Here is a 22480-nt window from a genome sequence, read left to right on the forward strand (position 1 = left end):
CATTCCTCCCTAGTCATAATTGATATGCACCTTGGTGTGCGCCGGTGCACTGCGATGAATCAGGCATTCAAGCGCCGAACCCGGATTGACGCCGAAACGTTCACCCCAATAGCTCGCGCCGAAACGCCGACCGAGCAGCAAGCGGCCACCGGTGTTGAGGGTCCACATGAACTGCGCTTCCCACGTGCCCCAATGCGCCGAGCCGAAACGCGAGCGGCCCATGCGCGGGGCTTCAAGTTCGGTGATGGTCGCGTTGGGGTAACCCTGGCTTTTGGCGATGTCGATGTAGTAACCGACAGCCTGGCTCCCCACCGCGAGCAAGCGCCGGCGTACGGCGAGGCGGCGGTCGTCGAACAGCGGCGTGGCGCCCAGGCACGGATCGGGCAGGTTCATCACCCGCTCCCAGTCCGGCACCAGTTCGCTGACACCGGCCGGGTCCATCTCGTTGAGCAGGTCGGCGGCGCGGGCATCGAGGCGGGCCAGTTCGACGGCGACGCCTTGCAGCACTTCTTCGAGTTCCGGTACGCGTTCCGGGTCCCACGCCGGGCCACTGGGCAGCAAGGCGCGCAGTTGCGCCTGATATTGCGCGGCGGTTCTTATGCCCCCCATACGCAACCTCCGAAGGTGAGCAGTTCGCTTTGCCCGGCAGGCACGTCAGCGGCCGGCGCGGTCAGCGTGTGATCGTACTCACCTCCGGCGCTGCTGATGGCTTCGCGGATATGGCTGATCAGCAACGGCACACCCAGATCGGCCTCACGGTTGTGCAGGTCGCGCAACTGCGCTTCAACGGCGGCGCGCACAGCGGTGGTGTCCGGATTGACGCTCTTGAAGCGATACACCACCGGCACCTGAATCGGCCGCTGCACGTGTACTTCCGCGGTCACCGGACGCAGCGGTTCGATGTAGTCCTGAACCTCCGCCAATTGCTCTTCGTTGGGCACCGGTTGCGGGTCTTCATCACGCATGATGAACACCGTCACCGTGCCCGGCCCGAGCAGGCCGCCACGACACCAGGCGCGCGTTACGCCCGGCACTTCCAGCGCCCACGTCTCGTAGTCACTGGCCGAGCCACCATGGGGAATCACGCGGTAGGAACGGATCACCCGCGAACGCAGCGACTCCAGGCTTTCCCGCGCGACACCGCCGCTGAGTCCCGGCGCCAGCACGACAAAACTGGTGCCGATCACGCCGGCAATCGGCTGCACCGGTGTCAGCGCCAGCCCGGTGTCGGCATTGCCGAGGCTGCCGGCATCCAGCGCGGCGATCGTGGTGGTGTTGCTGCCATTGACGGTCGTGCGCGCGGCGGTGACTTTGTAGGTGCGGCCGTCGTTCGCTTGCAGCAATGTGTCGACGTCCAGCACCGCACCGGCCGTGGCGGTGAAACTGACACTGCCGGTAGCGACTTGCGCGGGTTTGCGCGGTTGGTTCAAACGCAGTGCGGCGATACGCTCCAGGGTCGACTCATCAGCCTTGTCGGGCAGGATCTGCTCGGCAATCCAGTCGAGATAACCGTACAGACCATAAGCCGCGCCACCGAGGGTGCGGGCCAGCACTTGCGCATCGGACTGGCGCAGCGAATCGCCGGCCAGGTCGCTTTGGGTACGCTTGATCAGTACCGGCAGCGAAGGGGTTTCAAACGGCATAGATCACCTGCCAACTGTTATCGGGGTTGATGTCCAGACGTTCGCCGTCGGCCAGAGTCAGGACCGTGCGCAGGTTCAGGCGCTGGGCGTCGAGGCGTTCGCTGATGATGTCGATGGCGCTGCAGTGGCCGTCGTCGATCAGCCATTGCAAGGCTTCGCGGGCATAGAACTCGGCGTCCATCTGCGTTTGTCGGGTCAGCTTGACCCGGCGCAACAGCCACAGCCGCGAGCCGATACGGTCATCGGCGACGGTAGGAAAGCTGTCGCCCCACCAGCCGAAACGCTCTTCGTCGTCGAGGGCGTCGTCATCGGCGGCGCGGCGCCAGGTGAACAGGCTGATGAGTACGGAGCGGGTCAGTGTGGCGTGGAGGTTTTGGCTGATCAGCATCACTTGCCTCCTGCCGGCGCGCCGGTCTGGCCGCTGCCGGCCTGTACGCCGACGTGCACGTGTTTGATCTGGCTGATGCCACCGGCGAGCTGATCGCCGGTGGAAACGATCTTGCCGGTCTGGTTGATCACCGGCGTATCGAAGTTCACCGCGCTGCTGGCGCGAATGTTCAGCGTGGCGGTTTCGATGTCGATGATCCGCCCGCGCTTGAAGTGAATTTTGTCGCCTTCGTCGGTGTAGATCGCCACTTCACCGGCGGCCAGCGATTGCAGGCGATAGCGGCGGTCGGCGATGACCAGGGCGATGGCGTGGGAACGGTCGCCGCCGATGAACGTGACGACACCTTCAGCGCCGGCCAGCGGGTGGCTGGTGAAACCGTAAGGTTCAAAGTGCTCCATGTCGTCGTTCACTTCGCCGGCGGTGAGGCGCATTTGCAGCGATTGCAGCTTGGATGCCGAATTGGCGAGCACGACAGTGCCGCGCGCCAGCAGGCGTGTCAGTAGGCTCATGGGGTGTCCTTCAAAGAGGCGGCCACGACGCGATCAACTGTAGGAGTGAGCCTGCTCGCGATGGCGGTGGGTCAGGCACTGTGATGTTGAGGCTGCCGACGCTATCGCGAGCAGGCTCACTCCTACAGGGTTCGGTGTCAGGCCGGGGATTTTTTCGGTGGCATTGGATTGGCGTCGAAGGTATGCGGCGGCGCCACTTGCAGCGTGGTCACCGAGCCTTGTGCCGACAGCGAATAAGTGACCTTGGAGATCAGCATGTCACCATCAAACCCAAGCACCGGATCCGTGACTTTGACCAGCGTGTTGTGCCGCCAAAGATCACCGTTGGCCTGACGCCAGCCCTGCACCCGATACGTGGTGGTCTGCGCCCTCCCCATACGGGTGGCGCTCTCCCACTGGGCGCGTTGCTGGGCCAGTTCGAACGTCAGCGCGGTGCCCTCGTTGATGATCGTGGTGCGGCGACGTTTGAAGCTCAGATCGGTCGCACTGGATTCAACCTCGCTGACTGCCGCCCCGCTCTTCTTGTCCGAACCTTTCTGCTGACCGATCACCCGGTATTCAGAGAACACCTGGCTCTGATCCATGGGGGCGTTGGCCGACAGGATATTCTTGCCCAGCTCCAGCGCATCACTGGCCCGCCCACCGCTGCCGGGTTTGGCCAGCACCAGCCGGCCCTGCTCGTCATCGGTGGAAAACACCCGCAGCAACGAGAGCAAACGGTCGATCGACTGGAACACGGTTTCACCCGGCACTATCGTGTGCTTGGTCAGCCGCGCAGTCTCGGGAATTTCATTGACCACCATCAGCCCGTACTCCATTGCCAGTGCCTGAACGATGCTCAACAGCGGTTGCTCCTGCCACTGGTTCGGCTGGTTTCTCGCGGCGCAGTCGACCAGATCCTGAGTCTTGGAACTGCCCTCGATGCTCAGGCTGATCTGGCGTCCGTCATAGCTGATCGGGGCCTTGAACACGTAGCCGGTGAGCACCAGGTCCTGGCCGATTTTCACTTCGCAGGGGTCACCCGGTTTGATCCGCTGATCCACCGTCTGCCCTGGCCACTGCCAGGTGATGTCGAGTTTGAAGGTGCGGAACTGGCGCTCCAGATCAGCGGTGATTTCCACGCTTTTCCAGCCGCCGTATTCCATGTTGTTGACGGTCAATGTGACGCGGTTATCCATCTCGCTCATGGCTCACTCCCTGGACACTTTCACGTCGTTGGGTGAAAAGCCCGGATGGTTCATCGCGTTGCTTTGAGTCACCTGAGTCACCCGTGTGGCATCGGCAAATTGCTTGTAGGCCACAACCAGCGCCGGCAGGCTTTCCTGGAACGATTTGGTGACCTGTCGCACACCGGATGACGCCACTGCCTTGAGATGCGCCAGCAGCGCTTCCTTCACATCGTTGATTGCCTGGTGGTGTTTGGGATCGGCCTTGTCCAGCATCGGATCAATGGCCACCCCGACCGCCTTCTGCAGTGCTTTCATTTCATCGGTCACCGGTACTTCCGGACGGGTCACGGGTTGATCCGCCTGCTGCGCCACCGAAGGTGTCGACGACAGCTTCACGGCGGGGCTCGCCACTGGCATCGACGCTACCCATTGCGCCACTTTGACCAGCATCGTGTCCTGCACCAGATCGGCCATGGCCTGCGCCGCGGCGTTGGTGTCCTTGCCGGTGGTGATCTTCGGCGCATCAGCCTTGCGGATCGCTTCGAGTTGTTGCGACACGTCGGCAATCACGCCACGGTAGCCCTCCTTCGCAAACTCCTTGAGCTCCTTGATATCGCCGAGCAGGCCTTTGAACTCCGCCGCCACTTCCTTGGGCAACTCCTTCACTGCCTTGACCAGTTCGGTGATCTGCCGGTACTGCTCGATCAGCGGCTTGAGCTGTTCTTTGATCACCTCATAAACCCCGGTCAGGCTGTTACGCAGATTGGCAATGCCGATCCGCGCGGCCTTGATCAGCGTCATCGCCTGTTCGAAGCGTGCCACCGCCGAACCCAACAGCGTGTCGGCCTTGGCCAGCAACACTTTCTGTGTGCTGACGGTGGCAGTCGGGAACGGCAGCGGTTGGTCTGGATAGAACTTCAGGGTAAAGGTCACCAACCCGCCGTCCTGGCGGGTGTGGGTCATGTCGCATTCGCCGACCTTGACTTGCAGGCGCCCGAGCCACGGATGCACCAGTTCACCATTGCCCGCTTCCAAAGCCTTGAGCAGCTTGTCGCGCTGCTCCAGGCAATCGGCGCCGATGATGAATGCGGTGACATCGTGAATCCTGGCCTGCTGGCCGAGGTCCTCGAAATACGGCAGGTCGCGTTGCGGGTATTCGTGCAACTGACCTTTGCGACCGACCGGGGTTTTCGCCTGATCGATCCAGAAGCCGACACCACGAAAGGATGCCGGCAACAAACGGTCACGCCAGTTCATTGGAACCTCCTGCCGACAGCGAGCGATAGCCGATGCGCGAAGACAGCGCCAGCCCTGGTTGATTGGTTTGCGGTTGATCGGTACGCAGGCCTGCCGGCGCATTTTCGAAGCGCACGGTCAGGCCGCCTTCGAGTTGCGTGCGGTTGTTGATTGCGCTTTGTTGAATCAGTGCGCCGGAACTCTGTGGCAACGAACCACTTTGCAGTGCACCGTTGGCTGCTTGCGGCGTTGCCCCAAAGAACGCGGGTGTCAGTTCGCCTTTGCCTTCGGCATTGGTCTGGCGTTGCGCTTCGGTGAACGTTTCAACCTTGCCGGTAACCTTGGCGATCAGTCCGGCAAAGCCGCCGTCGAACAGCTCTTTGATCGGCGCAATCACGGTTTGCAGTTTTTGCCACAACTCGCCGAACCACTCGGTGATCGGCCCCCAGTTCTTGATGATCTGCCCCAACGGCGTCCATTCGAACATGCTGTGCAGAAACTCCAGCACCGGCGCGGCCAACGCTTGCACCACGCCCCACAGCGCCGAAAACACTTCGCTGATCGGTTGCCAGTACATCGCGATCTGTTCCAGCGGCGACCATTCGAACAGGCTCTGGAAGAAGCTTTTGATCTGCTGCGCCGAGGTTTGCAATGCGGCCCAGATCGGTTCGAAGAACGTGACGATGCTGCCCCAGTTGTTGACGATCATCCCCAGTGGGGAATAGTCGAACAACGTGCCGAAGAAGTCCTTGATGGCTTGTGCCGCCGGTTGCAACGCCGTCCATATCGAGGCGAAGAAGCCAGTGATCGCCCCCCAGTTGTTGATGATCATCCCCAACGGCGTCCAGTCGAACAGACCTTTGAGAAACGCCATCACCGGCACACTCAAGGCCTTGAGCAAGTCCCAGATCGCCGAAAACAGCCCGGTCAGCGGCGCCCAGTTTTCCAGGATCATGCCGGCGGGCGTCCACGAGAACACCGATTTGAAGAAGTCGATCACTGGCGCGGTGACGGTTTTGACCTTGTCCCAGATGCCCGAGAAGAATCCCGCAATCGGTGACCACAAAGCCGCCAGTGTATCCAGCGGTCGCCAATCGAGGATCGAGCGCAACGTCGCCATCGCACTCACACCGATGTTTTTCACGCCCTCCCACATGCCCTTGAAAAAGGCACTGATCGGCGTCCAGTTGGCATAAATCAAACCGGCCGCCACTGCGATACCCATGGCGATCAACATGATCGGATTGGTCTTGAGCACCATGCTCATCACGTCCATCACCTGGGTCATACCGGTGACAGCGGTTTGCATCGCCGAGAAGGCAATCGCCCCCGCCGCCAGGCCTTCGACCAGTTTCGGGTTGTCGGCGAGCAGGCTGCCGACCTGGGTCAGCATCGGTTCCAGCCCGACCACCAACGCGCCCACCGCTGGCACCAGTGCCGCGTCCACGGCTGCGGAAACCTTTTCCATCGACGCACTGAACACGTTCATGTTCTGCGCTGCGACTTTCGGTGTGGCGGGCAGGTCGACGGTTTTTGCCGTGTCGCTGACTTCGGTCAATTTGCCCTGAAACGCCGCCGCCGATTTGATCCCGTCCACGAACGGCGTGATCACGCTGCCGCCCTTGAACAGCCCGCTGATGTCCAGTTTGTCGAGGCCAACCTGCTCGAGATTTTTCTTGAAACTGCCGACCTTGGCCTGAAGGGCGCTGAGCTTGGGCGATAGCTCATCGATGCCCGTGATCAGCACCGGAGTTTTTACTTTCGTTTCTTCGTCTGCCATCACTGCACCTGCTGCATCGCATTGATCCGTTGCGCGTGCTCCAGCGATTCGCGGAGCACATCCAGTGGCCTGGCCATCATCTGTTCGGGGTCAACCTTCCAGAACCAGGCCAGGTCATAGGCGACGGCGATCAGGTCGGTGATGGCGCCGACGCCGCACTCATGAAAAAACTTGCAACGGCCCAGCTCAGCGCATTGAGGTCAGCCAGATCCAACTGGTTGACCGACGACGGTGGAATACCGGCGCACACGGCGATGTATTTGGCCGCCACGTCCATGTCGAGGCTGACTTCTTCGCTCTTGTCGATCTTGTACGGCAGCGCCTTGATCGCTCGCACTTCCTGCACCGTCGGACGGCGCAGGACGAGTTCGGTCAGGGGCTCGCCGTGAGCTTCGATCGCAACCTGAAGCTTCACGGCGCCGCTCATTGCCAGGTCCCCTTGATGCCTTCGAATTTCAGTTCGATGGTGGCGTCATCGCCTTTAGAGACTGGCTCTTCGACCAGATACGCACCGGCCAGTACGTAGACTTTGCCGTTGCTGAATTCGCAGGTGACGGTGATGTCGGTGCCTTCGATCAGCTTCTTCAGCGGGAAGTCGGCGGTGTGCAGCGCAGTCACTTTGAACGACGGCGCGATGTCGGTTTCCTTGTAGAAGCCGGGTACGACGGTTTCGCGTTTGACCGCCATCAGCGGGGCTTCGCAGCCGCCATTGATGGTCAGTTGTGCGCCGTCGACTTTGACGTAGCAGGTGCCTGCAATCAGTTGACCCATGGTGTTACTCCCTTGAATAAAAAAGCCCACGCGCGGTGGGCTGAATGCTGGTGGTCAAACGCGGCGATCAAGCCGCGTCGTCGTACTGCAGACGGAATTGGTTGAGCAGTGCGAACACGCGCAGACCATTGATGTAATCCGGCGGGAACAGCACGTTCACGCGGCTCGGATCCTGCACGTCGCGCTCGACGATCAGGTGCTCGGCGAACAGCTCGGCGTTCTCGACGTGGCCTTCCAGTTCGAGCTTGGCGTACTGCGCGATCAGCTCGCCGCGAATGGTCGCTGGCGTCACGATCGGCTGGCCGGCGCCGAAACGGGTACCGTCGGAGGCCAGTTTGTGCCGGCCGTACTTGCTGGTGATCACGCTTTGCAGACGGCGCACGATGAACGCCGACTGGTGCATGGTTTCGCTGTCCAGGTAGGAGTTATCGGCCTGACCGTAAGCGTTTTTCTGGTAGGTGGTGATCGAGCGCTGGATACGCACGTAACCGCCTTCGTAGTACGCGGTGGCGATGCCGTAGTTGAGCAGCGACTGCCGCTCGGTCAGGGTGAAGCGCTCACTCGCCGGTGCCGGGTCAACGCCCGGCAGGCTGCCGCTCTGGGTCGGACGGCTGGCGTCGGCGGAGATGAACACCGCAGTGCGCGCAGCCAGTGCCGCCGCTTGCACCCAGAACGGTTGCGGTACGCCCGGCTCCAGCGCCTGAATGGTCATGTGCTGATCGTTACGGGCCTGGCCTGCTGCGACCAGCGTACCGACGGTGCCGCGCTTGGCGCTGTAGACGTGACCGAACAGTTGCTTGGCCCACGACCAGCGACCGGTGCTGTCATCCATGACCGCTTGCCAGGTGTTGAGGGTCGACAGATCGGACCATGGCAGTGCGATGAATTCGAACGGCTCATCACCCAGCGCGGCAATCGCCGCCACTTGATCCGGCACGCCGGCGCCGCCGGTCATGGCAGTGACCGCAGTGGTCAGGCCAGCCGGGGTGTCTTCGCCGTTGCTCTTGCCCAGACGATTGAATTGCAGGCTGATGTCGTTACCGCTGTCGCCAGTCCATTTGGCGTTCAGGGTGACCACACCTTCGGCAGCGGCAGCGCTGACCGGCAGGTCGGCGGTGGCGTTGATTTTTTGCGCCAGTGCAGTGGCTGCCTGGGCAGCGGTGGCACCGTTGACCACGGTGGCTTGCACACGCACGCCGCCGACATACAGGTTGAGTACGCCAGCCTGAGTGGCGGTGCCGGTCAGGGTCAGCACGCCTTTGGCGATCGCGCCTTCAGCGTTGTGCAGCGGCAGACACCAGATCTCACCGATGGGGTCAGCCTTGCGGAAGGTCTCGTACATCGAGGCGAGCATCGAGCCTTGACCGCCGATGCTCTTGGCCAGCGCAACGCTGGAGACCAGCACCAGTTTGCCGACTTCGGTCGGCGCGATGTTGTCGTTGACCTGAGCGACGATCAAACGACGCAGGGTCGAGCTCGCGCTATTGGCGGCCGAGTTGTCCATTTCGGCATAGAACAGCGGTACACGAATGTCCGCCGGGATGTTGCTGAATCCGATCGCCATTATTTGGCTCCCTTTTGTTTGGCTGGTGCGGTTTTGAGGGTGATATCGCCGTCGGCCAGACGTCGGCGCCACCAGGCACTGTCCAGCACTTCACGGCCTTCCAGCGGCAGCAGATCGCCGGCCTCCGGGTCAGGTACGACGCGGCCTTCGGCCGGCAGTACGGTGATGCGATTGCTCATGGGGTTACGTCTCCAGAGAAAGTCATTTCCACGCGCCCATCGGGGCCCGGGCGTTTCAGGTTGGGGTCGGCCGGATCGATCGCATCGACCCGCACGGTGGCCCCGGTAAAGGACGACAAACCGTCCAGTTCGCGTTCGTGCCAACTCTCCGCAGGCTGACTCGGCAGATTGCGGCCGAGCTGGAACTCGGCAAAAAAGCGCAGCCGGTAGAAGGCGCGGCTGCTGTTGATCGAGACCATTTCGCCGCCGTCATAGACGATGGCGCTGTAGTCTTTGTCGGGCTTGAAACCCACCACTGCGCGCCACAGTTCGGCACGCAGGTCGTGCAACAGATCCAGCGCTTTTGTAGCGTCGGTGGCGTCAAGCACCAGGACGATTTCGAAGCGGTCGCGGATCGGTTGGGTGGTGAGGTTTTGGGTGGTGCTTTCACTCGCCAAGTCGGCCAGTGGCAGCACGTGGGCCGAAGGTGTCGGCAGATCCGGGTTGCCTTGCAGCAACGCCAGATCGACACCCACCGAAATGTGATTGGCAAGGCTTGGGCATTGCCCACGCAACTGCGTGAGGATCGGGGTGATCTTCATGGGGGTGTTCCAAAATAGTGGGAGTTACCGCAGGCCCCTGTAGGAGTGAGCTTGCTCGCGATAGCGGTGTGTCAGGCGCGTTGGTTTTGAATGTGGCACCGCTATCGCGAGCAGGCTCACTCCTACAGGGGGGCTCGTGGGCTGTGAGATCAGTCCTTGGCTTCGGCTTTCGGGTCGAGGCACGACGCATCGATCAGGCAGCGATAGCTGTTCTCGCGATTGCCGCTGGCAGTGACTTTGTCGATCGACCAGCGCCCGCGCATAAAGTCAGGCCAGGTGTCATCGAGCACCACCAGGCCTTCGGCGGCCAGCTGCGGATTGCCCGGGCAGGTGATCTTTACCTTGAACTTTTGCCGGAGCATTTTGCGCACTTCGCCTTCGCCCACGGCGATGGCGTCGGCTTCGTTGGGTTGCTTCTGGCGGATGGTCTTGAACGGTGCAAGTCCCGTTTCGATCCAATGCAAAACGCCTGTAACAGCATCGACAAAACAGGTCTTGCAGCCCTTGGCCTGTTCGCGGGCAGCCTCTTCCAGCGTGGCGCTGATGAAGGCGTGATCGCTGGGACGATTGTTGTGGGTGACCGACAGCGTCACATCCTGCAGTTTCTGCCCCGAGATTGATTTGATCTGACCGGGCCGCGCCAGCACATACGCATCGCCATAAGGTTTGGCGACCAGGTTGTACTTCTTCGCCAGCCGCGTCAGAAAGCCCATGTCGGTTTCGTTTGACTGGTCGACGTGGGCGATCTTGATCATCGACACATCCGCTGCGACACGCGATGAAAAACCGTGCTGCGACACCAGTTTGCTAAACAACTGACCGAGTGTCGTCGGTCCATGACTGGCGGTGCGGCGCTGCTTGAAGCCGGTCTCGTCATCCTTGCTGAAAGGCGCTGCAGTGGCTACCAGGGTCAGGCGAAACGGAAACAGCGTCGGTGTCAGGCGAGTGACTTTGAACTGGCCCTTGTCGACCATCTCTTCCATTTCCAGGTAACCCACCAGCAGGCCGATTTTCCCGCCCAGATTTGGCAGCCCTTCGAGGCCTTCCAGATCTATGGTCAGGGTCAGTTGATCCGACTCGATACCGGCGGCATCAATGTGTTCCCAACTGATCAGACGCTGGTTGAGCAGATCCGCGTTTGCGCCATAAATCTGCACGACCGGGGTAAAACCCAATGCCATACAACCTCCTTAATCCCAGGCCGTGAGCGCTTTGGTCGCGGCGGGTTTGCTGTCGAGTTCAGGCAGCACGACCCAGATGCCAGCGGGCAGAACCGGGCCGCGTTCGGCCAGGGTCGGGTTGAGTTTCCACAGGGCTTCTTCGGCGGCATCATCGCTGCGCCCGGTTTCGCGGTAGAGCAGCAGATTCACCGAATCACCGGCCACGCTTCGGACCTTACGCATTGTTGAACTCCGCCAATTCGATGACCCAATCGACGACCATCGCTGTGCCGTCATCGATGATCTGGGTCTGGGTTTCCTGAACGCTGTTGATCCGCCACAGACCCCAGTTGCGACCAATGCCATCGATCAGCGGCAGCGGAATACGCAGCGCCTGCAAGGCGCGCAATTCATCCAGCCGATCCATGGCCACGGCGTACATCGATTTGCCGGTGATGGTCAGGGTTTCCGGCTTCTGGCCGGTCTGGCTGGATTTCGGTTTGCTGGTGAGTATCTGTATTTCCGTCCAGCCGCCATCGGACTTGCGCAACAACGAGTGGTACGCAAATTGGCGCGAGAGGCCGAAGATGAAGCTGCCTAATGCCATTTGTTGTTTCATCAGGCGACTCCATCGGTCAGGGCTGCGTCACGGCGGGTGGCGAGTGGGTTGCTGGTCATCAGCGGTGTGAATTGGCTGTCGAACTGGCTTCGCAGGTGCTGTGTCACCAGCAATCCGATGTTTTCCGAACTGCCCGGATCACTGCAGTACACCTGAACCGAAGGTGCGTAAGTGACATGCTGGTTGGCGGCCTGAGCGCTCGCCAGATCCTTGCTGACCTGGCCGGGCGCGGAGAGTGTGTCGGGAGCGAAGAACACGAGCCGATCACTCAATGCGGCTCCCGCGTCTCTGTCCGAGGCTGGAGCAACCTGAGCAATCGTTTCCAAGGCAACGCTCGGAGGCCCCAGACGCGGCGTATTGAGCAAGAAGGAGGGTTCGCCGATGTCCATTTCCCTGGCGGCTGCGGGCGCCAGACTGGCGATCTCCACCACCGGCGCATCCGTTGGAAGCTGCACTGCAGAATCGCCAGTAGATGAAAGATCGGGAGGATTGCCCGGTGCGCCACCGGGTATCCGTTTGCCCAACCGCTCTTTCCCCTCCTCGACAGCGGTGTCCAACAGCAGATCGAATATCTTTTTCAAGGCTGTGCCGACAGTGATGATCACTGCCGCAGTCGTCGGATGGGCCTCGGCGAATTCACTCATCCTGTCGAGGCTGGCACCGGCAACACTCAGCACCTCTGGAGAAGGCGACACGGCATTGGCGCTGGCGATGGCCAAGCGCTCGCTTCGCGCGTTCTGAGCATTCCACTGTCCTTGCGGGGTATTGGAGAGCATCAGTGCAGACTGGCGCACCGAGCTCTGATCACCGACCTTCGACGTCGCGTATTGGTCTTTGTCCTTCACTTGCGTGAAGGCCTGGTTGACGTCGCCAAGGTTCTGCGACAGCAACTGCACCGCATTACCGCCATCGGCAAATAGTGTCTGCGCCAACTGGGCGCGTTGCTCGGCCGGTTTAGCGTTCAGCGCAGCCAGCACCGACAGTATCGCTCCCTGTGCACTTTGCTTGTCCGGGTCATGCATCGCCGCGGTTACGACCGCGGGATCCAGCCCCAGTTGCTTCCAGGCACCACGCTCAGTGGCGGACGCGTTGTCCCCCTTGTCCAGCGCGTGGGAAATGCGCTTCAACGCCTCGCTGGCATCGTCTTGTTTCGTCCCGCTGTTGAGCAAGGCTGCGGACAGCGCGGCGGCTTGCTCGGGTTGCAGGCCTGCCGCAATCGCCGCATCACCCGACTGTTTGAGAACGGCACCGATGTCTGCCGGTTTGGCGCCACCCGGCATTTTGCCGAGCTGGTTTGTCGCATCCGCGAGATCAAACGCCTGATCGCGAGTGAGCTTCATCGAAGTGCGCCAAACCGCCATCATTTCGGCGACTTCCGTGGCCGGAACTTTGAAGGCTGACGCAACGATCGCAGCGTCGCTGGCGAAGTTGAGCAATTCAAAAGGTTTGTCCGACGCATTGGTGAGCTCATTGCCGACCCCTGCGTCAGCCGCCAGTGTGGCGACCTTGAGCAACTCTAGACCGCTCGTGCCGCCCGCTGCCACCAATGGCTTAGTGGCCATTATCAGGCTCGACAGCGCCATTTCATTGGACTGCTTTGGCGGCAGTTGCGCGGCGCTGCCAAACTCGGCAGCAGCCGTGTAAAAGTCAATCGCTGGCTTGAGACTCTCAGGCACCTTGGCCCGCTCACTGGCCTCACCCGACGTTGTCGGTTCGCGGGGCGACTCGCTCTTCGCATTGCTGTTCAGCGAAATCGAACGCAGGCTGGACAACGCCAGCCTCAATGAGTCGATCGCGGCCGTCAGCGAGCCGATCTTGATACTCGCGGTGATGAGCGCTTGACTCAGGCTGGAAATCTGCTCGCGGCCGATCGCTCCTGTACCGGAGCTCACCGCTGCCATGTTCAAACTGATATTGCCGGGGGCCGCTGCACTGTGCTCATCAGCGTTCATCGGCGCATATTTGCTCTCTGCCATGCCGCTCTACTCCTGTTTTACGCCAAGGCGAGTGATCGCTATGTCGTAGCGGCGCAACGCCTTTTCGGCGTCCCATTCCAGAATCTCCGCTTCACTTACCGGGTAAATGAGCGGGACGATATCGAGGATTACTTCGATGTCGCGTTCCGAAAGTAGGCCGCCGGCTGGTTTAAAAAATCGTCGATGCGCACCTGCAATTGCGTCCAGTCCGGGACGGTCAAGTGGGCCAGATCGGGGATCATCAGGCCGGTGCAATGGGCAGTGATGAACTCGGCGCGTTCCTTGGCCGTTTTCAGTTTCTTCATCACTTTGGTCGCGCGCAGCACGGGCATTTCCAGGCTCAGCGACGTCACGGTGCGGCCGGTGACGGCGAGCGGTTGCAGCAGCTGGATCTGATCGGGATCGTCGGATTTTTGCGCGTCTTCGACCTGATCGAGAAAGTACGCCGCAGGGCGTGTCGACATCTCGTGCACGTACTGGGCGATGCTCACGTAATCCGGGCGCTTGAGCTGGTCGAGTTCCTTGACCGACAGGCCGGTGGCGAGCAGCGCCAGTTCGAAGAACTGATCGTCTTCATCATCGCCGGCACGTTCCAGCGCTTCTTTTTGCGCGGCGTAGAACAGCGGCTTGAGCTGGAGCTGGTTGATCTGCGAACCGTCGTCGCCGGTGATTGGAGACAGCAGCTCATGCTGGGGTGGCATCCACGACATGTATGAATTCCTTGGTGATTGTGGGTTTCGCACCCCTTGTAGGAGTGAGCCTGCTCGCGATAGCGATGTGTCAGTCAACGATGATTCGACTGACCTGACGTCATCGCGAGCAGGCTCACTCCTACAGGGGTTTTGTGTTGTGCCGAGTGTTACGGCATCAGCACCGCACGGCGGGCATCACCAAGGATGTCGACGCCGTTGAGCACGAACTTCTGGGTGCGCACGTCGATGTCGATCACCGGTACACCGTTTTCCAGGCGGTTGTAAGTGCGGCAGGACAGCTCCAGATTGGTCTTGGGTTTTTCACCCATTTTCACCGCGGTTTCTTCGAGGGATTTCAGCTTGCCGCCGACGGTGTGATAGGTGAACCAGGTGTTGCCATCCTGATCCTGACCGGCTTCACGCACGTTCAGCAGGATGTCGTCGCCCAGCTTCACACCCAGTGCGAGCATGACTTCGGCGCCGAGGCCTTGCAGGGTCAGCTTGGCGTTGAGCGCTTTGCCGCCCTTGGCCATTTCTTCGACGATGAAGCGGCCGCCACGCATCTCTTCTACGTCGAATTCGATCTTCGGCGGGGTGAATTCTTCAACGGTTGCCGACAACGGCAGGCCTTGCAGGGTGGCCGCGATGGCCTGTCTTACGCGGTTGGTAAACATTAGAGAACGTCCTCCAGGAACTGCTCGATGATTTCATCGCGGGCGTTGAGTTGATAAACCATGTGTTCGTTCGGCGCGTAGCGGCCGTAGTCGATGACCACATACCAGGTGCCGTTCTTGTACTTCTCGACGCTGTTGAGTTCCGGGTGCAGATAAACGCTGCCGCCAGGAATGGTTTCGTCGGCGACCAGGGTTTGCAGCCAGTCGTTGATGCGCTTGACCTCTTGATCCATGAAGGATTTGGTGAGGTTTTTCGCCATGGCTTTCTGGCCGGCCTTGACCAGCTTGCGGCTGATCGCATCTTCGAGGCCGACGTAGCTGATGAACTTGCCGGTGATCGAGCGGTTACCCAGCAGCGAGAAGCCGCCGAGCACCGTGCGGGCGTAGTAGCTGACGCCGTAGCGGTTGAGCAGATCGCCCTCGGTGGAGGTGTCGAGGATGTTGTATTCGACGACGCGGGAGACGTCTTCGGCGTAGGTCACCTGATTGCCCGGGCTCTCCCACTGCTTGACCTTGGCCAGCGCAGCGATCGCCAGACTGGAAGGCGACAGGAAGACGTTTTTCTTCGCTGCTTTCGAGTACACGGCCGGCATGTTGTGCACCACCAGGCAACGGTCGAAACCGAGATCGGCGCCGCCGAGTTCCTGGCTGTAAGTCACTTGATCAGCGACCGAGGCGTCCTTGCCATCCAGTACCACACGAGCCTTGATGCGCTTGCCGAACGAGGCGAACTCGCTGGCCACCGCTTTGGTACCGGTGAAGCCCGGCGCACCGATGATGGTCAGGTCTTCCGGAACACTGCCCAGCGCAGCCAGACCGAGCTTGCGGCCGGTCAGCGGATCAACGCCGCCGATCACGTTGTTGACGGTGTCGGCCGGGGTTGCGCCCGCTTCGACGATGACCACGTACACCGGCACCTTGACCACTTTGAGGATTTGGTAAACCGCGTGGTACAGGGTGCCCTCTTCGGAACCGGTCGGATCGAGCAGCGCATGGGTGGTGAAGCTGTTGATGCGAAACGGCGCGTTACGCGGAATCAGCGGATCGGCTTTCGGCGCAGTGCCGACCAGACCGATGACGTTGTCACCCAGGCCACCCATGGCCTCGGGGGATTCGGTGGCATTGACGGTAATGCCGTTGTGCTCGAAGTTCAAAACCTCAGCCATGGTTAGTCAGCCTTCTTGGCAGCGGCCTTTTTGGCCTGGGTGGTGGGGGTTTTCAGTTGCAGTCGACCGGCGGTGTGCAGGGCACTGGCCTCGACGTCGAGCAGATCAAGGTCTTGACCGACGCTCGACCAGTGCCCACCGCCGGTGGGGAATGGGACGAGCACGGTGTAGGTTTGGCGGGTTGCCATTTTTCGTTTCTCCATAAACGGGAAAGCCCCTCTTGGGGAGGGGCTTGGCGGGTGTTGTTTTTTTTTGAGCGGATAAGAAAACGCCCCGGAGTAAGGGGAGTTTATAGGGGCTGCAGCGAGAGCCATGCAGGCGCTTGAGGACGGTGTGCCGACAACGGAAACCCCCCCGCCTCCGGCCAGTTACGCAATGCGCGACGATAAGACTGCAACTGACCATATTCCTCCGGTGCCAGCGTCGTGTTCTGACCTTCTTCTTGCTCGTCTCGATGCCTGGCGACAATGCCGTCCGTTTCCGCCAGTTGCTGATCGCGCCAATAGCGTTCGGAGATCGCTAATTGCTCGGGTGTAGCAGCAGGCCGGTCTTTTAAGATTGGGTAGCCTTCCGGACCCGCCTCAATTATTTGCCCGTTACTTTGCCCGTTCAGCAAACGAAGATGTTCTTCTGTGGTAATCGGTACTATGTCGATAGGATGTTGGCCGGTAAAACCCGGATCATAAAATCCATTTTTTGACGGTGAATAGTGCATTGGTGGTCCCTTACTTTCCTTTTGCAGTCCAATATATGGCGTTGACGTCATTTGCAGGCAGACCAGTATCGACAAAGCTGAATCCACTCAACGACGAGCTATTGACTACGATCGTGCCCGAGGTAATCACCCCGTCCATCCGTTGAGTCATAATTGAAAAAGTGGATGTGGTGAACGCGGTGGGATAAACAACGGAAATCGTTCCGCCCGTATTGTAACCAGGCAAAAAACCCCATTGCTCGATCAATCCGCTGGGATCTTTTTTGTAACCGTTAGTACCTGTAAGCAAAGACTGAAACATCGGCGAATATTTCAGCGCAGCATCCCCCGAGTCCAGACTCCACCCAGGACCAAGCAACAAGCGCCTGAAAACCGCAAAATTGCCTGGTTGGAGCACAACGCTAGTCAAGTTGGTTGTGTTTACAGCTCCAAAGGTTTCTCCTGCCCGGGTCTTGACCGTTAGCCCCCCAGTACTTGTCAGATGTACCAAGCCCCCCGGAGGCACGCTGTTCCAATCGGGGAGCGTCGCCGTCAAACCTGCTGTGGTAAAGATCGACAGTTTCCCGACGTCGGCAACAGTCAACTGGGTGTTGGAGTCATAGTTTGTCTGGCCGGCGTAACTACCCAGCGCTCGTTGGACAAACTTCGTAGTTGCCAGAACATCATCATTGCTAAAAGCGCTAGCCGTTGGCGCTGTCGGGCTGCCGGAAAACACCGGAGAACTGAGCGGTGCCAAGCCGAAGGTGATGTTTTGAAACACCAAAGCAGTAGTGCCGAGGAGCACAGGACCATCGGTAACAAGCTGCCAGATCGTGTCGGCTTGAGTTGTACCCTGCTCAACAGATACGGTCAGAGTTGGCGTTACCTTAAGATTTGAGTCGGCATCTTTTGCACGAATCCAGACTTCATTTGCAACAACGTACAGTCCATTATCTTTCGATAACGTCTGGTTTTTCACCAGCACTCTGTCACCAGGAACGACGGCGACACCATCAACGGTTTGTGCCGCTTTCAATGTAATATTGCCAGTCGTAGCCACGCGCACCGACTGCTTGGCATCAAGCTTCGCCAGCTCATCCGCCACATACTCCGCGACCCAGGCACGAGTAGCCTTCACGACCGTGTCATCAATCAATAACGTCACCAAGGACGCATTGCTGGTCTCGAAAATCGAGCGGATATAAAACTCTTTACCCGACCCCGACGTCGCCAGCACCGGTTTGAACGACTCCGGATATTTGACGATGGCATAGAGAATCCCGGTATCAGTCCACAGCCCCGCTTCCCGTACATACCAGCCGCCAACATCCGGCGGAATGGTCACTTCGGCGAGCAGCCAGCTCGGGTTCTTCTCGTCCTGGAACAGCGCATTGAGCGGCCCGCGCCAGACTTCGCGCTTCAGCGCCGTGGCGGTCGCGGCCGGGTTGTAGACCGTGCCGCCGCCATCGCCGACGGAAATCTGCGTCAGCTTGATCGGCGTGCCCGCGGCCTTGCACGCCGTTTCGTAGGCAATCCCTGCGTTGGTGAGCAGGGTGTAATAGTCAGCCATTCAGGCCCCCTGAGGATAAATAGTGGATGTTTCGACGGTGTACATGCCGGCGGCCATGAATGCCTCTCCCGAGGTTTCCAGCCCTTCGATGAACACCGGATAAACCGTGGTCAGCTCTCCGCAAAACGTCGCGGCGCCGATGACGTGATTGCCGAAAGCGCTCAAGCCAACGGAGACCGTCAACACATCGCGTTCGCTCTTGGCATCAGCCAGGCGTCGGTCGAGACGGGCGTCGATTTCTTCGCTGTAGGGTTGGTCGCTGAAGGCTCGTACGGAAAAGCTGTACGGCGCACCGGGCGGTGTCTGTTCGTACCAGGCGCGGATTTCCGGGCGCAGTTGCAAACCCTTGGCGGCGTTTTCCAGCGCCTTGCGAGTGCCCGCCTGACGCGCGGTGGGCCAGGCCAGTTCGACGGTCAGGCGTTTTTCCGCTTCCGGTGCGGCGGTACTCCATTCGGCGACACCGCGATCCGCTGCCAGATAAGGCAGGAATGCGACCGGCGTTTCGCTCGGGTTCATCAGTTCGGGAAACGGCGGCGCGATGCGATCAAGCAGTGCGCCGAAGCCCAGATCCAGACCTCGTTCGAGTGCCGAGCTGTTGGCCGGCAGGAGTGTGGGGCGCTGAGTTTTTTCACTCATAGCGTCAGCACCTCAACCTCGACCGCCGTGCAATACGGCGCTTGAAACGCCGTAGTCACGATCGGCACCAGCGGTTCAAGAATCTGCAATTGCACGGCACCGGCGCTGTGCAGCGTGTAGTCGATCCAGCTCGGATCAACCCGACCTTCGAGGCGATGGCAACTGTCGGCGTAGGCCTGCAATTGCTGTTGCGCGGCGACTTTGGTCAGACCCGAATCCGGGCCGGAATTGATCTTGACGACGACGCGGATCTTATAGCGCTGAATGTCAGCAGCCTTGACGGTGACGAGGTCGGTTTCAGGTCGTACATCCGGTCGTGCGAAGTGCTGACGAACGCCTTCAAGCAATGCCTGGGAAGGCGTGCCATCGCCGTCGCGGGACAGCACAGTGACCTGCACTTCGCCCGGCGCGGTACGCCGAGCATTGCCATCCTTGACCTGCGCAGCGAGACCGTCCGGGTTGAAGGTGTAAGTGACATTCACCACACCTGCCTCGGTGGATTCGACTTGCACCGTCGGACGCTCGCCGAGCGTAAAGACTTCGCGGCGATACTGCATCCGCGAACCTGCTGCCGGCGCATGCGGCGCCAGGTAATAACGCAGGCGGGCGTCGTCGTCGCTTTCATAAATCGCCGGCACCGGCGGAAATGCTGCGGGGTCGCCCGCATCCAGCAACTGCCGCTCAAGGCCCATGTCCGCCAGCCGCGCATCGAGGTTGCTGCCAGTCGCCCACCACGCCAGCATCTGTTTGATGCGGGCGTTGTATTTGCGTTCGTGGGTTTGCAGCCGGACACAGAAAGCCTCAAGCGCCAGCGTCAGCAGTTCGCTTTCGTTTTCCAGGCTGGTCTTGAGTTTTGCGGCGCTGTCCGGCGAACGCGCGCCGACGTATTCGACGACGAAAGTCTTGAACTCGGCGAGCAAGTCTTCGAAGGCTTCAACGGTGATCAGTGCGGGTTCGGCCAATTGGTTCTGGCCGGGGATCAACATGCTCATGTCACGACCTCGAAGGTTTGTTGACGGTTTTTCCAGGTGCCGGCGAAACGCAGCAGCAGACCGGCGCCCTGACGGCTGGCGACGATCACTTGCGGCTGAAAATCGTCGATGCCGTTTTGCGCGTTGTAGAACGCTTGCGCCGCGTGGCTCTGGGCCAACAGCAGAACGTCGTCACCGAGGTTCTGCCCCAGCAGCGTGGGGATCAACGATCCGTACAACGGGCGTTTTTGCCGGGTGCCCAGCGGTGTGGTCAGGGCCCGGGTCGCGCGCTGCACAAATTGCAGCCAGTCGTCGACCGTGGCCCCGCTGTCTCTATCGATTCCGATCATGTGGAGGCTCTTGAATCAGGGGCTGATGACACGGCCCTGGTGATCGACCAATGGACCGCTGAAGTGCACGCCCGAAGGGTCGATGGTCAGGCCGACGGCACCCAGTTGCAGGGTGATCATTTGTGGTGTCATCGCTAACCGGGCCGGGCCGATGCTCAGTTCCAGCGACTCGCGAGAACCGCTGAAGTCTGCCGGGCCGTTTTGCCAGTGCAGGGTGTGCGAAGCATCGTCGTAACCGCTTTCGCTGCCATCCTGATGCACGCGACGGGTCAGCGTCGGGATCGTAGAGGCTGGTGGAAAACGATCGCTGTTCAGACCGAACAGCGCCACGGATTGCGCGCCGCTTTCGCCGCTGCCGTAGTTGAACAGCAGACACTGCTCACCCACGGTCGGAATCCGCGACTCACTTTGCGCGCCGGCGCTGGGGTTGAAAAACTTGATAGCCGGGGTGAGCAAGCCACCGTGGCTGACCTGGCAGGTGTTGCTCGCGGCATCGACGGTCTGGCAAATGCCGATGCGACAGAAGCTTTCGGCGCGGCGGTGCAGGTCGTCGATTTCCGCTTCCATTTCGGCCAGGCGTTCGATGATCGGGCCGAGCTGCATGCGCAGTAATGCGTCGAACATCGGTCAGGCCTCCAGCGCGGTGTATTGGTCTGGATCGTCGATATTGCTGACTTCCCAGGTGCGGGCGAATTTCGGTGTGCCGAGCGGGTCGTCGAGCAAGGTCGGGCCGAGGTAGAGCGTCTGTTCGAACGTCAGGGTCCAGGCCTTGTATTGCTGGGCGAGTAATGACGGCAAGCCATCGATATTGGTCGGCAGATCAGACTGATCGCCGGGTAGGCCCCAGCGGTTGTCGGTGATCAGGTTCTTCAGCACGGCGATCAGGTCGCACGCTGCAAAGGCGCTGGCTGAAAGTGCCGGAATGACTTGCAGCGATAGCGTCAGGACATGAGCGATACGCCCATCTGCGGCACGGGCGCCCGGCGCATTCCGGTCGAAGTCAATCAGCACCCAGGCTTGATCGCCCGGTGCAGTGAAATCTTCGTGATTGCCGACATTGAGGTTGAGCCCGGCGGTGTTGCGCAGCGTCGTCGCGATGGCGGTGAACAGTTGCGACGGCTGCTGGATCGGTGTGGGCATACATGACCTCCTTTTCAATCGTCCACGCGAAACCCTGCCGCCAAAATGGCGGCACGGAAAATTGGTTTTGGTTAAGGTTGGTCGCGAGGCGGAACTTCGCAGACGCCGATGCGCTTGGCGGCCCAGCGTTCGTACAACCCGATGGCGACGTCGGCGCCGGCCATCGCTGTCAGGCAACCGAACGCGCCGGCGGCCCAGATCGAAAGTCCTGCGGCGTACAGCAGCATGATTGCCGACACGCCGCAGATCATGCAGGCGCCGGAGCGCAAGGCCAGACGCCGCATAAGCGGCCAGCCACGGGCGCCCTCCTTGTCCGCGCGCCACATTTCGCCGGACACCCCGCCCACCACGGCGAGCAGGATGACCAGCCAGATCGGCATGTCCGCCAACGCTTGTTGCTCGTTTGTCATGTCACGCCTCCGGGAGTGTTGGATGAATGGTGTGTGTTGGGTTCAATCGTTTTCTCTTGAGGTAGGCATTCCAAAAAGCCCGGCGCAGGGCCGGGCTTTTCAGTAATGCGCTCTCGATAGAGGCTATGGGGGTGATGATCGAATCAGAACGGCGCCACCGGCCAGTTGACGGTGGACGGATAGCCGGATTGTTTCTTCATGTCGCTGAGATCCACGCAGTACTGTTTGTAGGCGAGCAACAGCGCTTGTTCTTCAGGGGTGGCAACATCCAGGTCGACCTTGTAATGCAGAGAATTCAACATCAGCCACTGGCCAGCAGCATACAGAAGCTCTAGCGCTTCTTGCGCCACATCCTTTTCGAGCTCTTGATAGGTGGGTTCACTGAACTCCCAATCAACGAAGTTTGTCGTCGTCCCCTTCCATCCCACCTGGACTGCCGGGTTTGTGCTGATATCCACCCAGAAACCATTCGACAACTGTGCTTCTACTGGCATGGCCGTAGGCTTCTCTACAGCGTCGACAATCACCAGAACTTTGTTGAAGGCTTTCGAATAGTTGAATCGAACAAAAGCGTAGCGGTTCATTTGTTTCTCCTGCTGGCA

The 22480-nt window shown here is 60.3% G+C and carries 29 protein-coding genes and 1 pseudogene; all 30 read right to left on the reverse strand.

The features are described 5' to 3' along the window. Nucleotides 1–9 precede the first annotated feature (9 nt). The 30 genes and pseudogenes from H8F23_RS07130 to H8F23_RS07270 all read right to left on the reverse strand — a co-directional run bounded on the left by H8F23_RS07130 (nucleotide 10) and on the right by H8F23_RS07270 (nucleotide 22462). The gene (locus H8F23_RS07130; RefSeq protein WP_093436472.1) at nucleotides 10–609 is read right to left on the reverse strand and encodes a YmfQ family protein; all 600 of its coding nucleotides are present in this window, start codon (nucleotides 607–609) and stop codon (nucleotides 10–12) included. Further along, nucleotides 597–1643 (reverse strand): baseplate J/gp47 family protein, encoded by a 1047-nt coding sequence (locus tag H8F23_RS07135; protein ID WP_194933872.1) that lies wholly within the window; start codon nucleotides 1641–1643, stop codon nucleotides 597–599. The genes H8F23_RS07130 and H8F23_RS07135 overlap by 13 nt, the downstream gene beginning before the upstream one ends. Next, nucleotides 1633–2031, reverse strand: coding sequence for a phage GP46 family protein (locus tag H8F23_RS07140; RefSeq protein ID WP_194933873.1), 399 nt, complete (start codon nucleotides 2029–2031; stop codon nucleotides 1633–1635). Before H8F23_RS07140 ends, H8F23_RS07135 begins: the two co-directional genes overlap by 11 nt. Further along, nucleotides 2031–2540 (reverse strand): phage baseplate assembly protein V, encoded by a 510-nt coding sequence (locus H8F23_RS07145; protein WP_194933874.1) that lies wholly within the window; start codon nucleotides 2538–2540, stop codon nucleotides 2031–2033. Before H8F23_RS07145 ends, H8F23_RS07140 begins: the two co-directional genes overlap by 1 nt. 137 nt (nucleotides 2541–2677) lie before the next feature. Further along, complete coding sequence (locus H8F23_RS07150) at nucleotides 2678–3727, reverse strand: phage baseplate assembly protein (RefSeq protein ID WP_194933875.1); 1050 nt, start codon at nucleotides 3725–3727, stop codon at nucleotides 2678–2680. A gap of 3 nt (nucleotides 3728–3730) precedes the next feature. Beyond that, entirely contained in the window at nucleotides 3731–4966 is a 1236-nt protein-coding gene (locus tag H8F23_RS07155) for a DNA circularization protein (RefSeq protein WP_194933876.1), read from the reverse strand. Then, complete coding sequence (locus tag H8F23_RS07160; RefSeq protein ID WP_194933877.1) at nucleotides 4953–6725, reverse strand: phage tail tape measure protein; 1773 nt, start codon at nucleotides 6723–6725, stop codon at nucleotides 4953–4955. The genes H8F23_RS07155 and H8F23_RS07160 overlap by 14 nt, the downstream gene beginning before the upstream one ends. Before the next feature lie 130 nt (nucleotides 6726–6855). Beyond that, nucleotides 6856–7152 (reverse strand): phage tail assembly protein, encoded by a 297-nt coding sequence (locus H8F23_RS07165; RefSeq protein WP_007908778.1) that lies wholly within the window; start codon nucleotides 7150–7152, stop codon nucleotides 6856–6858. Further along, on the reverse strand, nucleotides 7149–7496 hold the full coding sequence (locus H8F23_RS07170; protein ID WP_007908779.1) for a phage tail tube protein: 348 nt from the start codon (nucleotides 7494–7496) through the stop codon (nucleotides 7149–7151). Before H8F23_RS07170 ends, H8F23_RS07165 begins: the two co-directional genes overlap by 4 nt. Before the next feature lie 67 nt (nucleotides 7497–7563). After that, a complete protein-coding gene (locus tag H8F23_RS07175) occupies nucleotides 7564–9060 on the reverse strand; it encodes a phage tail sheath subtilisin-like domain-containing protein (protein ID WP_194933878.1) in 1497 nt (498 codons plus the stop codon). Then, complete coding sequence (locus H8F23_RS07180; RefSeq protein WP_007908782.1) at nucleotides 9060–9239, reverse strand: DUF2635 domain-containing protein; 180 nt, start codon at nucleotides 9237–9239, stop codon at nucleotides 9060–9062. The genes H8F23_RS07175 and H8F23_RS07180 overlap by 1 nt, the downstream gene beginning before the upstream one ends. After that, a complete protein-coding gene (locus tag H8F23_RS07185; protein ID WP_194933879.1) occupies nucleotides 9236–9820 on the reverse strand; it encodes a phage tail terminator protein in 585 nt (194 codons plus the stop codon). The genes H8F23_RS07180 and H8F23_RS07185 overlap by 4 nt, the downstream gene beginning before the upstream one ends. A 149-nt stretch (nucleotides 9821–9969) precedes the next feature. Then, on the reverse strand, nucleotides 9970–11001 hold the full coding sequence (locus tag H8F23_RS07190) for a phage late control D family protein (RefSeq protein WP_194933880.1): 1032 nt from the start codon (nucleotides 10999–11001) through the stop codon (nucleotides 9970–9972). Between the two features lie 9 nt (nucleotides 11002–11010). Further along, nucleotides 11011–11223, reverse strand: a complete 213-nt coding sequence (locus tag H8F23_RS07195) for a tail protein X (RefSeq protein WP_194933881.1) — start codon at nucleotides 11221–11223, stop codon at nucleotides 11011–11013. Further along, a complete protein-coding gene (locus H8F23_RS07200) occupies nucleotides 11216–11599 on the reverse strand; it encodes a phage tail protein (protein WP_095050425.1) in 384 nt (127 codons plus the stop codon). Before H8F23_RS07200 ends, H8F23_RS07195 begins: the two co-directional genes overlap by 8 nt. Further along, nucleotides 11599–13575: a phage tail tape measure protein gene (locus H8F23_RS07205; protein ID WP_194933882.1), complete on the reverse strand. Its 1977-nt coding sequence runs from the start codon at nucleotides 13573–13575 to the stop codon at nucleotides 11599–11601. The genes H8F23_RS07200 and H8F23_RS07205 overlap by 1 nt, the downstream gene beginning before the upstream one ends. 128 nt (nucleotides 13576–13703) lie before the next feature. After that, entirely contained in the window at nucleotides 13704–14285 is a 582-nt protein-coding gene (locus tag H8F23_RS07210) for a phage tail assembly protein (protein WP_194933883.1), read from the reverse strand. A gap of 149 nt (nucleotides 14286–14434) precedes the next feature. Then, nucleotides 14435–14941 (reverse strand): phage major tail tube protein, encoded by a 507-nt coding sequence (locus H8F23_RS07215; protein WP_016985055.1) that lies wholly within the window; start codon nucleotides 14939–14941, stop codon nucleotides 14435–14437. Continuing rightward, nucleotides 14941–16107, reverse strand: a complete 1167-nt coding sequence (locus H8F23_RS07220) for a phage tail sheath protein (protein ID WP_194933884.1) — start codon at nucleotides 16105–16107, stop codon at nucleotides 14941–14943. The genes H8F23_RS07215 and H8F23_RS07220 overlap by 1 nt, the downstream gene beginning before the upstream one ends. Nucleotides 16108–16109: 2 nt before the next feature. Further along, on the reverse strand, nucleotides 16110–16295 hold the full coding sequence (locus H8F23_RS07225; RefSeq protein WP_194933885.1) for a hypothetical protein: 186 nt from the start codon (nucleotides 16293–16295) through the stop codon (nucleotides 16110–16112). A gap of 101 nt (nucleotides 16296–16396) precedes the next feature. Beyond that, nucleotides 16397–16822, reverse strand: coding sequence for a phage tail assembly chaperone (locus tag H8F23_RS07230; RefSeq protein ID WP_194933886.1), 426 nt, complete (start codon nucleotides 16820–16822; stop codon nucleotides 16397–16399). A gap of 10 nt (nucleotides 16823–16832) precedes the next feature. Continuing rightward, nucleotides 16833–17123, reverse strand: coding sequence for a gp53-like domain-containing protein (locus H8F23_RS29445; RefSeq protein WP_456107223.1), 291 nt, complete (start codon nucleotides 17121–17123; stop codon nucleotides 16833–16835). 450 nt (nucleotides 17124–17573) lie between these two features. Further along, nucleotides 17574–18371: pseudogene (locus H8F23_RS29255) on the reverse strand (phage tail protein); the annotation flags it as partial. Further along, nucleotides 18372–19007, reverse strand: coding sequence for a phage tail protein I (locus H8F23_RS07240; RefSeq protein ID WP_160056257.1), 636 nt, complete (start codon nucleotides 19005–19007; stop codon nucleotides 18372–18374). It lies immediately after the preceding pseudogene. Continuing rightward, nucleotides 19004–19999: a baseplate J/gp47 family protein gene (locus H8F23_RS07245; protein ID WP_194933888.1), complete on the reverse strand. Its 996-nt coding sequence runs from the start codon at nucleotides 19997–19999 to the stop codon at nucleotides 19004–19006. The genes H8F23_RS07240 and H8F23_RS07245 overlap by 4 nt, the downstream gene beginning before the upstream one ends. Next, nucleotides 19996–20328, reverse strand: a complete 333-nt coding sequence (locus H8F23_RS07250) for a phage baseplate protein (RefSeq protein WP_194933889.1) — start codon at nucleotides 20326–20328, stop codon at nucleotides 19996–19998. The genes H8F23_RS07245 and H8F23_RS07250 overlap by 4 nt, the downstream gene beginning before the upstream one ends. 15 nt (nucleotides 20329–20343) lie before the next feature. Next, nucleotides 20344–20952, reverse strand: coding sequence for a phage baseplate assembly protein V (locus tag H8F23_RS07255; RefSeq protein ID WP_194933890.1), 609 nt, complete (start codon nucleotides 20950–20952; stop codon nucleotides 20344–20346). A gap of 3 nt (nucleotides 20953–20955) precedes the next feature. After that, nucleotides 20956–21468, reverse strand: coding sequence for a hypothetical protein (locus H8F23_RS07260; protein ID WP_194933891.1), 513 nt, complete (start codon nucleotides 21466–21468; stop codon nucleotides 20956–20958). Between the two features lie 71 nt (nucleotides 21469–21539). After that, entirely contained in the window at nucleotides 21540–21878 is a 339-nt protein-coding gene (locus tag H8F23_RS07265; RefSeq protein WP_194933892.1) for a phage holin family protein, read from the reverse strand. Nucleotides 21879–22021: 143 nt separating this feature from the next. Beyond that, nucleotides 22022–22462, reverse strand: coding sequence for a tail fiber assembly protein (locus tag H8F23_RS07270; protein WP_194933893.1), 441 nt, complete (start codon nucleotides 22460–22462; stop codon nucleotides 22022–22024). Nucleotides 22463–22480: the final 18 nt, after the last annotated feature.

The sequence above is a fragment of the Pseudomonas neuropathica genome, from assembly GCF_015461835.1.
Lineage (GTDB): Bacteria > Pseudomonadota > Gammaproteobacteria > Pseudomonadales > Pseudomonadaceae > Aquipseudomonas > Aquipseudomonas neuropathica.

Bases quoted from the DNA above. Each gene is read 5' to 3' on its own strand.
- H8F23_RS07175 (WP_194933878.1), bottom strand. From the start codon at position 9,060: ATGGCGATCGGATTCAGCAACATCCCGGCGGACATTCGTGTACCGCTG.
- H8F23_RS07245 (WP_194933888.1), bottom strand. From the start codon at position 19,999: ATGAGCATGTTGATCCCCGGCCAGAACCAATTGGCCGAACCCGCACTG.
- H8F23_RS07210 (WP_194933883.1), bottom strand. From the start codon at position 14,285: ATGTCGTGGATGCCACCCCAGCATGAGCTGCTGTCTCCAATCACCGGC.
- H8F23_RS07255 (WP_194933890.1), bottom strand. From the start codon at position 20,952: ATGTTCGACGCATTACTGCGCATGCAGCTCGGCCCGATCATCGAACGC.
- H8F23_RS07225 (WP_194933885.1), bottom strand. From the start codon at position 16,295: ATGGCAACCCGCCAAACCTACACCGTGCTCGTCCCATTCCCCACCGGC.
- H8F23_RS29445 (WP_456107223.1), bottom strand. From the start codon at position 17,123: ATGTTTCAGTCTTTGCTTACAGGTACTAACGGTTACAAAAAAGATCCC.
- H8F23_RS07250 (WP_194933889.1), bottom strand. From the start codon at position 20,328: ATGATCGGAATCGATAGAGACAGCGGGGCCACGGTCGACGACTGGCTG.
- H8F23_RS07270 (WP_194933893.1), bottom strand. From the start codon at position 22,462: ATGAACCGCTACGCTTTTGTTCGATTCAACTATTCGAAAGCCTTCAAC.
- H8F23_RS07160 (WP_194933877.1), bottom strand. From the start codon at position 6,725: ATGGCAGACGAAGAAACGAAAGTAAAAACTCCGGTGCTGATCACGGGC.
- H8F23_RS07205 (WP_194933882.1), bottom strand. From the start codon at position 13,575: ATGGCAGAGAGCAAATATGCGCCGATGAACGCTGATGAGCACAGTGCA.
- H8F23_RS07165 (WP_007908778.1), bottom strand. From the start codon at position 7,152: ATGAGCGGCGCCGTGAAGCTTCAGGTTGCGATCGAAGCTCACGGCGAG.
- H8F23_RS07190 (WP_194933880.1), bottom strand. From the start codon at position 11,001: ATGGCATTGGGTTTTACCCCGGTCGTGCAGATTTATGGCGCAAACGCG.
- H8F23_RS07170 (WP_007908779.1), bottom strand. From the start codon at position 7,496: ATGGGTCAACTGATTGCAGGCACCTGCTACGTCAAAGTCGACGGCGCA.
- H8F23_RS07230 (WP_194933886.1), bottom strand. From the start codon at position 16,822: ATGCACTATTCACCGTCAAAAAATGGATTTTATGATCCGGGTTTTACC.
- H8F23_RS07260 (WP_194933891.1), bottom strand. From the start codon at position 21,468: ATGCCCACACCGATCCAGCAGCCGTCGCAACTGTTCACCGCCATCGCG.
- H8F23_RS07145 (WP_194933874.1), bottom strand. From the start codon at position 2,540: ATGAGCCTACTGACACGCCTGCTGGCGCGCGGCACTGTCGTGCTCGCC.
- H8F23_RS07180 (WP_007908782.1), bottom strand. From the start codon at position 9,239: ATGAGCAATCGCATCACCGTACTGCCGGCCGAAGGCCGCGTCGTACCT.
- H8F23_RS07265 (WP_194933892.1), bottom strand. From the start codon at position 21,878: ATGACAAACGAGCAACAAGCGTTGGCGGACATGCCGATCTGGCTGGTC.
- H8F23_RS07185 (WP_194933879.1), bottom strand. From the start codon at position 9,820: ATGAAGATCACCCCGATCCTCACGCAGTTGCGTGGGCAATGCCCAAGC.
- H8F23_RS07150 (WP_194933875.1), bottom strand. From the start codon at position 3,727: ATGAGCGAGATGGATAACCGCGTCACATTGACCGTCAACAACATGGAA.
- H8F23_RS07140 (WP_194933873.1), bottom strand. From the start codon at position 2,031: ATGCTGATCAGCCAAAACCTCCACGCCACACTGACCCGCTCCGTACTC.
- H8F23_RS07155 (WP_194933876.1), bottom strand. From the start codon at position 4,966: ATGAACTGGCGTGACCGTTTGTTGCCGGCATCCTTTCGTGGTGTCGGC.
- H8F23_RS07215 (WP_016985055.1), bottom strand. From the start codon at position 14,941: ATGTTTACCAACCGCGTAAGACAGGCCATCGCGGCCACCCTGCAAGGC.
- H8F23_RS07195 (WP_194933881.1), bottom strand. From the start codon at position 11,223: ATGCGTAAGGTCCGAAGCGTGGCCGGTGATTCGGTGAATCTGCTGCTC.
- H8F23_RS07220 (WP_194933884.1), bottom strand. From the start codon at position 16,107: ATGGCTGAGGTTTTGAACTTCGAGCACAACGGCATTACCGTCAATGCC.
- H8F23_RS07240 (WP_160056257.1), bottom strand. From the start codon at position 19,007: ATGAGTGAAAAAACTCAGCGCCCCACACTCCTGCCGGCCAACAGCTCG.
- H8F23_RS07130 (WP_093436472.1), bottom strand. From the start codon at position 609: ATGGGGGGCATAAGAACCGCCGCGCAATATCAGGCGCAACTGCGCGCC.
- H8F23_RS07200 (WP_095050425.1), bottom strand. From the start codon at position 11,599: ATGAAACAACAAATGGCATTAGGCAGCTTCATCTTCGGCCTCTCGCGC.
- H8F23_RS07135 (WP_194933872.1), bottom strand. From the start codon at position 1,643: ATGCCGTTTGAAACCCCTTCGCTGCCGGTACTGATCAAGCGTACCCAA.